Source organism: Candidatus Culexarchaeum yellowstonense (assembly GCF_024707025.1).
Taxonomy (GTDB): Archaea; Thermoproteota; Methanomethylicia; order Culexarchaeales; family Culexarchaeaceae; genus Culexarchaeum.
The window spans coordinates 1-7,583 of record NZ_JANGFQ010000071.1 but is presented as its reverse complement, the minus strand read 5'-3'; the positions used below and the strand labels follow the sequence as shown (position 1 = coordinate 7,583).

Sequence of the window (7,583 nt, the reverse complement as noted above, 5' to 3'; positions counted from 1 at the left end):
CCTAAACAATGCCAATACCTATGAACATCATTACCCCCAAGAATGGAATTGTGAAGAGCGACACTATATCCTTTACGCTTAACTGAATGACAAGGGCAATGGCACTACTGATAAGTATTGCTATCCCCGCGTAATGTCCACCAGCCACCAATAATATTATGAATGGAATTGCAGTTAAAGCCAGCCTTCCAACAGTTGATTGGGCAATCATACGTGTATAATCGGTGAAGTTGCCGAAGTTTATGGAGCCCCATGTGGCATTCACCCTAAACCAGTTTTCCACATATTTGCTTACTGTGAAGTTTGGGAAAATGATATACTGCTCAGTTTGGCTTGGCGGAGTATATGTTTCATCTCCAACCCAATAGACGTTTACTGTTTGAACTGTGTAAACCCATGCAAGCCTAACATTATCCCAAACAATGCTTGGAACACTGTATGGGAAAACGGATTGCATGTATCTGATTACATTGTATTTATAGTTTGGAATGCTGTACCATTCATGTGTGGAGTTGTATGGCATGGTTTTATGCTGATAATATGTTCTCCGCGAAGTGTAATCGAATATGGATGTATATGTGGAGTTGTCAATGTAACGCATATCCCAATATTGCAAATTTAAACTGTTAATTATGAATGGCTCCCATGGACCCGTATAGGACCCCACCCTCCATATCCCCATTATTGATAGTGGATTGCTAATTGTTACATTCACGTTTTGGGCTAATGTATATGTTGTGGGTGTTGTGGAAGTGTATGTTGCGGACCCAAGCACAGTGTTGTTTTGTGTGGCATTGAACAATGCATTTATCCCTCCCCCTACTGATGCTGAATAGCTGTTTGGCTGTATTTGACCGGTTAATGAAACGTTGAATTTATAGTAGTAGCCTGTGAACCTCATGTATTCAGCCCATTGATTGATTCCTCCCCATTGCCATGTGTAAAGCCCATATATTGGCCTTGTAGGGTAAAGCGTGTTCACACTTCCATATTGAGCCAGATTCACTGTGGATGGAAATGTTAGTTTAGTGTTTCCATGCGAAAGATAATACCATGCCCAATTTGAACTGCTGTAGGTTGTGAATGTCGCCTTCAAATCCACACCAAGCACTTCACCCGCATTTACTTGGACGCTACTTGACAATTGCATTGGAACTGAAATTGTGAAGTAAGTGTATACGTCCAAATTGAATGATAAGGTAACTGTGGCTGAGGCTAGAATGGTAACAGTGTTGAAGCCGCTCCGCTTATATAATCGTGCAGTGAAGCTTCCAGTTAAACTCAACGTATACATGGATGTATACCCATAGACATTCAAGGTATAGGTTCCAGATGGAAGTGTGACGTTTGAAGTTAGGGGTTGAGTGGTTGCATTCAACAGGTAGACTGGAGTATTCAACGGCTTTGGAATACGCCAATCAATTGCATCTCCAATTAAAGTTGAATTTAAACTGAATATTGGGAGGCTTCCAGCATATGCTTGAACGTTTACTTGTTGCCAATCGGCATAACTGGATATTGGGATAATTTGGCTTGGATATATTGGCTTGGTAAATGGGTCACTGTTATCAGTGGCTGTTGGATTACCATAATACATGTAGATTGTAACATAACTCTTAGCTGGAATGCTCAATCTAACGTAAACCTCAGTGTTCCCCGTGTTCACTGTGGTTTTATTCACCCAATACTTTAATTGTGTAACTCCATCCCAATCCGTGAACCTTAAATCCCCAGCATCCAATCTAAGCTTCCCCTGACCAATAAGAGTGTAAGTGTCAATTACCAGCTTCACTGGATAATTGCTTAAACTCTGGCTTGTTGGGTTTTCCACATATATTTTGCGTCTATACTTCCATCCCACCAGCCAATTCTGATCCGCAGAGTAAACGTGATTTAATGGAAGCATTAATTGTATGAGGACCAGCACCAATATTACTGCAGTCAGCTTACTCCACTGGATATATTTGCTCCTCCTCATCAGGCTCCCTCCGTGCCGATTGGACGATCACATAGACTAATAGTGATATGAAGCATGCAACAGTCAAGTATCCGAAGAAGTTCCTTAAAATTGGAACCCAATACATGTAGAAGTCCACCCAAGTGCTGCTCATTTCAACTTGTCCTCCAATTATGATTTTCTGAATTTCACTGTCAAGCATGCCGAGGATTGGAACGAGGAATTGGAAGGATAGATATAATGTTGTAAGGGCAATTAGAACGCCAATCCAAATGTAAACTAAACCTTTAGCCATATCTATCAATGAAACATGTATTTTACGTAAATAAAAAGATTATTGTGAATTTATGTTCCCCCACCATATAGGTGGGTCATTTCAGCGGATTTGAATTTACTCTGCTCTCCCACCAAACTTCCTTAGAACTCCAAGTATTATTACGAATCCAAGCAGTAGTATTGCAATTAATACGAGTGAGAATGTGGTTACAATGTAGCTTTGAGCAGTGTTGGCGAGGTTTATCCATGTGCTTGTAACGTTAAGCTTCGGGAACAGTGATGTTATCTGCCCACTCAATACGCCGGCAATCATTATTGAAATCAATACCACAGCCAAAACCGTTGCTAAGCCAATGAATATGTTGCTGAGATTTGCGCTTCCCCTAATATTTTTCTTGAACATGGTTTATCATGTATGATTGCGTAATTTATGAATAAAAAGTTTTCCAAATTAGCATGTGTATTACATTGTGATACTCAATGTTATTCGAACAGCTTATCGAATATTGTTTTACGTTTAGGCTTCTCCTCAATCCAATCGCTAAGTAAACGCCTTATGAATGCTCCAATCGGCTCATCACTGCAATACTCCCTTAAAAGCCTATACTGGCTTGGAGTAAGCCTAATTGAAAGTATAACAGTCTTCTTTTCACGTTTCCTTTGACGTCTAAACATCAAGATAATCTTTTATATTACGTAAATTTATCTTTTTCCATAGGTGCATATTAGGATGGTAACGTTACTTGAAGGCTTACCGCTCAATGTTTGGTTATTGATTGCTGGTGGAGGAATACTTATGCTTTGCACATCAATTATAAGTCCAAGGGGACGCTTAATTACGCATTCAACATCACTACTACTCAACATGTTTGCCGCTCTCTCAGCCCCAACAGTCACAAATAGTGGTGAATACTATACGGGCATGATACTCATGCAATATATTTTTGGAACATTGGCATTCATTTCAATATTAGGGTTAATTGCCACAGCAATGAATATGGCTAAAAGGAGGAGTGGTGAGGAATGGTAGAGGAAGATGAGGTGGAGAAGAGTATACCAGAAGTTCCTGAGGTTGGTGTTCCACCGCAAGTTTTCGATTTGCGTGATGAAGCCATTATGAGGGCTTTTAGACGTGTATTGGCTAAGGAGAGGCTCGACGAATTATACTATCTGCTACAGGACATTAATATTCCAACTGGCAAGCTTGATAATAAGACTAAGAAGATAATTATGCATAACGGATTGCTTTCATTGGATTTGCTTACACAGAAGCTTCACAATAAAGGGCAGTTGTCATTCGACTTTTTAATTTTGAAGGCTCAAGCTGAAGCTTCACTTATGGCTAGGATAAGTCGTGGAGAGGAGGGATTCACACTTAGGATGGCTGTAACGAGAAGATTTGAGCAAACTCAGCCAGGGCAAAAGAAGAGTGAAGGGGGATTCCTAAGCCGAATTTTCGGGTGAAAAATCATGTTGTGGGACCTGCTTACTGGAAGCCAACTTGCGGGATTTGCAATTGACATTCTAATGCTTTTAATTGTCTTCATGCTTGCATGGAGATGGCTATTATTGAGGAATTGGAGTAATGTTGCAAGTGCATCAAGCCTACTCATCATTGTGGATAAACATAAAAACATGAAATTGCAGCCAGTCAAATCAATTAAGGGTGGAAGTTTGTTGGAAGTAGCCAATCTTGGGGCATTCTTCATCCATCAAGATGGCGTATATCTATTGAGGCAGGGGAAGCAAACTAAAACCGTAAGCATAGCTTACACTCCAATTGCAACTACAATTCCAATTGAGGCAGCTGCAAATCCACCATACGAAAATGATGGCAAAAAAGTTATTGAAACAATTCCACTGCATAAGCGGTTAGAGGAAGTTGTCACACAAAGCTTTACACCAAGCGCACTCTACTCTGCAATGGAACACGTTAAATCAGTGGCATTAGCCCTCAAAGAGGAGGAATACTCTAGGCTATTGAAATACGTGATCATTGCAAGCATAATATTGGGATTCATAGTGATTGGAGGTGCAATAATAATTAAATCCATCTAAACCATTTTTATGGGTGAATGGATATGACTAAGCAGTTGCAGGAAAGCTTCGTAAATTTGGTTACTGAGATTCTTAGGGATATTTATCGAAGCTACTTTGTTGGGGATGGGGAAGCTATGGAGAAGGCTTTAAAGATATTCATAAGCATAATGCCCAAGCGAATCAAGAATGCCATAAAAGAGGCTTGGAGCAAGTATGAGGAGGAGTTGGGGGAGGTCCGCAGCAAACTAAACGATGAAGGGTTAAGTGAACAAACAAGACTGTATCGGATAAACCAGTTTAAATTGAATCATCTAAGCGGAATATTGGATGCGCTTATGACTGAATGCCATGAGCATAGGATTTTCATGAGCATGCCCTTCTCGCCGCTTGGAGGTATGGGGACCAGTGTCACGAGGCAACCTATGAAGCTTGAGCCAATTAGGGAGGCGAAGTAAATGAGTGAATCCAAATATGAGATTATTGATAGAAGTTTATTGGAGGACCTGAAGCATGCTGAGGAGCCTTTGGAGGAGGCTAAGAAGATTGGGTTATATGTTGAGGGATGGGGAATCCTGGATTACTGTAAATGGGCAATTGAGCATAACGGCTATGAAATGATATTAATTTGGGGGAATCAAGGTAGCAGTAAAAGCAGCTTCATGCTATATTTAGCCTATCAGCTTTTAGGGGATTGGATGGAGGTCCTTAAACATTTATGCTTCACTCCAATGGATGTAATTGAAAAGGCTGAAGCATTACCTGAGGGGAAGCGTTATACACTGCTATTATGGGATGATGTGGGCGTCCACTTCCCAGCTACATCGTTTAGAACCAACATAGACATTTATGAGGAGGTTGGAAAAATGCTTGATGCATATAGGACTATTGCAAGCGTAATTATTGCCACAGCCCCAAAACTTCAAAGATTCCCAAAATGCATGCGTGACAACAAGACAATTGAAGTTTGGATTGCAAGATTCATCAGTAAACCCACAGCCTCATACTATAAGGCGCTTAGAGAAATCGATCTACCCAACTACTACGATGGAAACAGCACATACATTAAGCGTCCAACAATTGAAAACGGAATATATGACTACACAATTCAAGGAGCCCCACCACAAATATGGCAACAATACTGGAAGAAAAGATTGGAATTAGGGAGAAAAGCAGTTCAAATGGCAAAAGAAAAAATAATTGGAACACCACAAGAAGAACAAGAAAAAAGCAGTGGAGAAACAATAACACTACTCAAATGCCCCAATGGACACATATGGCTCCCAAGAAGAAAATATGAAATAGGGGATATGGTGAAATGCAATAGATGTGGAACATACTTCAAAATAAAAAATGAAAACATAATTAAAAAAGAAATTTAACCACTAACCCAAATATATATTTATCTTGAGATATATATGCAGTCTACTATATTGTAATATATGGTGTTAATGTGGGTTTTAGTAAAATTTTTATTTTTACAATTAACAAATTGTAAAGTGAAGATTTACGATGGGGAAGAGAAAGAAGAAAGTTGAATATTGGATTCAGAAGGCAATTAAAAATCCAGGATCATTGCGGAGATATGTCAAGAAGGTGTATGGTAGCAGGGGATTCACAAGTCGTGGAACAATAAAAGTTAGCATACTTAAAAAGCTCGCAAAAAAGCCTGGAAAAGTTGGGAAGCGGGCAAGATTAGCATTAACACTTCGCAGACTTGCAACAAAGAAAAGGTGGGCAGTGAAAACCTAAATCCAAAACTCCCTTTTTTTCTCCATAGCATTCCATTTAGCCATCATTAGTTTATCATGAACCCCATCATCAACCTTATCATCACTTCTAAACATTTTTTCTCTTTTATATTCCAAACATGGATGAAGCTTTTGAAATCGTGAAACAAGCGTTAAATGTTTATGGTAAAGAGGAATATAAGGAATTAAGCTTTAAAGCAATATGTAGAGCCGATGAAATGATGATGAAGGTTTTAAGTTTCCTAAGATCCCTTATAATAACATATATATAATGTATTAGGATCCCTTTTTTGGATCGTTAGTTTTTACATGAAATCCGAAACGTTTTAAAACTAATACTTTAAATTATAGGATAATGTGAACCTAATAATCGCATTACCATGCATTCATTTTTCAGTTAAGGAGAGAGAACTAATAAAGGAGTTTGGTTTTTTAACATATCCTGAATTTATAGATAATCATTACGTTCAGAAGGGTAAAAGTAAGGTTATGTATTTAATTAATCATATTATGAAGTATGATGTTCAGTATGCAATTGCACCAGATTATCAGTATGAGAACGCATTAATGCTTAAGAGGAAGTTTCCACATGTAAAATGGATTTTCCCACTGCATAAAAAAGAGGAATACAGGTATGCGGTTCAATTTGATTTTGTTGGTTTCCCACATAGAAAGCATTTCAGGGATTATGACGTAAATTGGTTTTTAAATACGTTTAAAGGTTATAATAAATGGTATTTGGGATTTTGGAGGGAAAATAATCCCGAAATATTATTACAATTTGATGGGTTAGATACCACGATCCCTGAAACCTATAGCGGGAAATACGGTAAGATATGGATAACATGGGGGAAATCAATTAAGACCGATAATATGAAGACCATAGACATATTTAAAGTTAATTTATATAACTTCAAAAAAGCATTGGAAAAACTAGGAAGACAACAAACTATACGGGTTACCATCAAGTGATGATCCTAAACTTCCCCTTAGGGTTTCAGCTTTAAAGATGGGATACCTTATCATCAACTTGATCATCACGACCAAGCATTTTTGAATGGTGCAACCTAGATTTCCCTGTCAAAGTCATCATCAGCGTTTTCATGGCTGATGGATGGGGACCTGACCCTAGCATTCAGGAAAAATGAAGCTTTGAAGGCTGGACTGGTTGAAGAAGCAAGGAAGTGGAATGAGAATAGAATGGATCTAGGCTGGTTCATACTTACAAGGCTAAGCCCAATACCGGACCCGAGAATGATATGCTACACTAGGTTCCCAACCTATGGAGCTAGATATGTGAGTGAAAACTACCTCCCCTCAGCAATTGCAGGGGCAATCCCAATCCTAGCAACCATTGGGATCGTTGGAGCATCAACATTCAAGCTTTAAGCCAAACCATAAAGCCATAATATAATTACATTATATAATGTAATTATAATATGCCAAATCATAAAGGGAAAAATTAATGTTTGTATTGTGTTTGCCACTGCAATTGCTGAACCTTCACTTCCAGTAGGCTTACCCTTTTCTCAAGCTTCTCAATTGCCTCTCTCAACTGGTCG

Annotated in this window: 13 protein-coding genes; 9 read left to right on the top strand and 4 right to left on the bottom strand. The window is 38.8% G+C overall.

From position 1 onward, the window contains the following. Nucleotide 1: 1 nt before the first annotated feature. The 4 genes from MRT15_RS07850 to MRT15_RS07835 all read right to left on the bottom strand — a co-directional run bounded on the left by MRT15_RS07850 (nt 2) and on the right by MRT15_RS07835 (nt 2,908). Nucleotides 2-1,978: a DUF2341 domain-containing protein gene (locus tag MRT15_RS07850; RefSeq protein ID WP_304329516.1), complete on the bottom strand. Its 1,977-nt coding sequence runs from the start codon at nt 1,976-1,978 to the stop codon at nt 2-4. Beyond that, a complete protein-coding gene (locus tag MRT15_RS07845; protein WP_304329514.1) occupies nt 1,947-2,252 on the bottom strand; it encodes a hypothetical protein in 306 nt (101 codons plus the stop codon). The genes MRT15_RS07850 and MRT15_RS07845 overlap by 32 nt, the downstream gene beginning before the upstream one ends. Nucleotides 2,253-2,348: 96 nt before the next feature. Next, complete coding sequence (locus MRT15_RS07840; protein WP_304329512.1) at nt 2,349-2,636, bottom strand: hypothetical protein; 288 nt, start codon at nt 2,634-2,636, stop codon at nt 2,349-2,351. 80 nt (nt 2,637-2,716) lie between these two features. Then, nucleotides 2,717-2,908, bottom strand: a complete 192-nt coding sequence (locus MRT15_RS07835; RefSeq protein WP_304329511.1) for a hypothetical protein — start codon at nt 2,906-2,908, stop codon at nt 2,717-2,719. A 55-nt stretch (nt 2,909-2,963) separates the two neighbouring features. Here MRT15_RS07835 and MRT15_RS07830 point away from each other — a divergent pair, with 55 nt between their 5' ends. The 9 genes from MRT15_RS07830 (at nt 2,964) to MRT15_RS07790 (ending at nt 7,410) form a co-directional block, all read left to right on the top strand. After that, nucleotides 2,964-3,263 carry a hypothetical protein gene (locus tag MRT15_RS07830; protein WP_304329509.1) on the top strand — a complete coding sequence of 100 codons (300 nt, stop codon included), beginning with the start codon at nt 2,964-2,966 and terminating at the stop codon, nt 3,261-3,263. Beyond that, nucleotides 3,257-3,697, top strand: coding sequence for a hypothetical protein (locus MRT15_RS07825; RefSeq protein WP_304329507.1), 441 nt, complete (start codon nt 3,257-3,259; stop codon nt 3,695-3,697). Before MRT15_RS07830 ends, MRT15_RS07825 begins: the two co-directional genes overlap by 7 nt. A gap of 6 nt (nt 3,698-3,703) precedes the next feature. Then, nucleotides 3,704-4,291: a hypothetical protein gene (locus MRT15_RS07820; RefSeq protein WP_304329505.1), complete on the top strand. Its 588-nt coding sequence runs from the start codon at nt 3,704-3,706 to the stop codon at nt 4,289-4,291. Nucleotides 4,292-4,314: 23 nt separating this feature from the next. Further along, nucleotides 4,315-4,728, top strand: coding sequence for a hypothetical protein (locus MRT15_RS07815; protein ID WP_304329503.1), 414 nt, complete (start codon nt 4,315-4,317; stop codon nt 4,726-4,728). After that, the gene (locus MRT15_RS07810) at nt 4,729-5,652 is read left to right on the top strand and encodes a hypothetical protein (protein ID WP_304329501.1); all 924 of its coding nucleotides are present in this window, start codon (nt 4,729-4,731) and stop codon (nt 5,650-5,652) included. It abuts the gene before it with no gap. Nucleotides 5,653-5,782: 130 nt separating this feature from the next. Continuing rightward, the gene (locus MRT15_RS07805) at nt 5,783-6,022 is read left to right on the top strand and encodes a hypothetical protein (protein ID WP_304329499.1); all 240 of its coding nucleotides are present in this window, start codon (nt 5,783-5,785) and stop codon (nt 6,020-6,022) included. Between the two features lie 118 nt (nt 6,023-6,140). Further along, the gene (locus MRT15_RS07800; RefSeq protein ID WP_304329497.1) at nt 6,141-6,293 is read left to right on the top strand and encodes a hypothetical protein; all 153 of its coding nucleotides are present in this window, start codon (nt 6,141-6,143) and stop codon (nt 6,291-6,293) included. A gap of 85 nt (nt 6,294-6,378) precedes the next feature. Next, a complete protein-coding gene (locus MRT15_RS07795; protein WP_304329495.1) occupies nt 6,379-6,993 on the top strand; it encodes a hypothetical protein in 615 nt (204 codons plus the stop codon). Between the two features lie 138 nt (nt 6,994-7,131). Then, complete coding sequence (locus MRT15_RS07790; protein ID WP_304329493.1) at nt 7,132-7,410, top strand: hypothetical protein; 279 nt, start codon at nt 7,132-7,134, stop codon at nt 7,408-7,410. The last annotated feature ends 173 nt before the right edge of the window (nt 7,411-7,583 follow it).

Excerpts from the sequence above, each read along its gene's own strand:
- MRT15_RS07850 (WP_304329516.1), bottom strand. The coding sequence starts at position 1,978 with ATGAGGAGGAGCAAATATATCCAGTGGAGTAAGCTGACTGCAGTAATA.
- MRT15_RS07845 (WP_304329514.1), bottom strand. The coding sequence starts at position 2,252 with ATGGCTAAAGGTTTAGTTTACATTTGGATTGGCGTTCTAATTGCCCTT.
- MRT15_RS07815 (WP_304329503.1), top strand. The coding sequence starts at position 4,315 with ATGACTAAGCAGTTGCAGGAAAGCTTCGTAAATTTGGTTACTGAGATT.
- MRT15_RS07800 (WP_304329497.1), top strand. The coding sequence starts at position 6,141 with ATGGATGAAGCTTTTGAAATCGTGAAACAAGCGTTAAATGTTTATGGT.
- MRT15_RS07840 (WP_304329512.1), bottom strand. The coding sequence starts at position 2,636 with ATGTTCAAGAAAAATATTAGGGGAAGCGCAAATCTCAGCAACATATTC.
- MRT15_RS07830 (WP_304329509.1), top strand. The coding sequence starts at position 2,964 with ATGGTAACGTTACTTGAAGGCTTACCGCTCAATGTTTGGTTATTGATT.
- MRT15_RS07835 (WP_304329511.1), bottom strand. The coding sequence starts at position 2,908 with ATGTTTAGACGTCAAAGGAAACGTGAAAAGAAGACTGTTATACTTTCA.
- MRT15_RS07810 (WP_304329501.1), top strand. The coding sequence starts at position 4,729 with ATGAGTGAATCCAAATATGAGATTATTGATAGAAGTTTATTGGAGGAC.
- MRT15_RS07820 (WP_304329505.1), top strand. The coding sequence starts at position 3,704 with ATGTTGTGGGACCTGCTTACTGGAAGCCAACTTGCGGGATTTGCAATT.
- MRT15_RS07805 (WP_304329499.1), top strand. The coding sequence starts at position 5,783 with ATGGGGAAGAGAAAGAAGAAAGTTGAATATTGGATTCAGAAGGCAATT.
- MRT15_RS07790 (WP_304329493.1), top strand. The coding sequence starts at position 7,132 with ATGGATGGGGACCTGACCCTAGCATTCAGGAAAAATGAAGCTTTGAAG.
- MRT15_RS07825 (WP_304329507.1), top strand. The coding sequence starts at position 3,257 with ATGGTAGAGGAAGATGAGGTGGAGAAGAGTATACCAGAAGTTCCTGAG.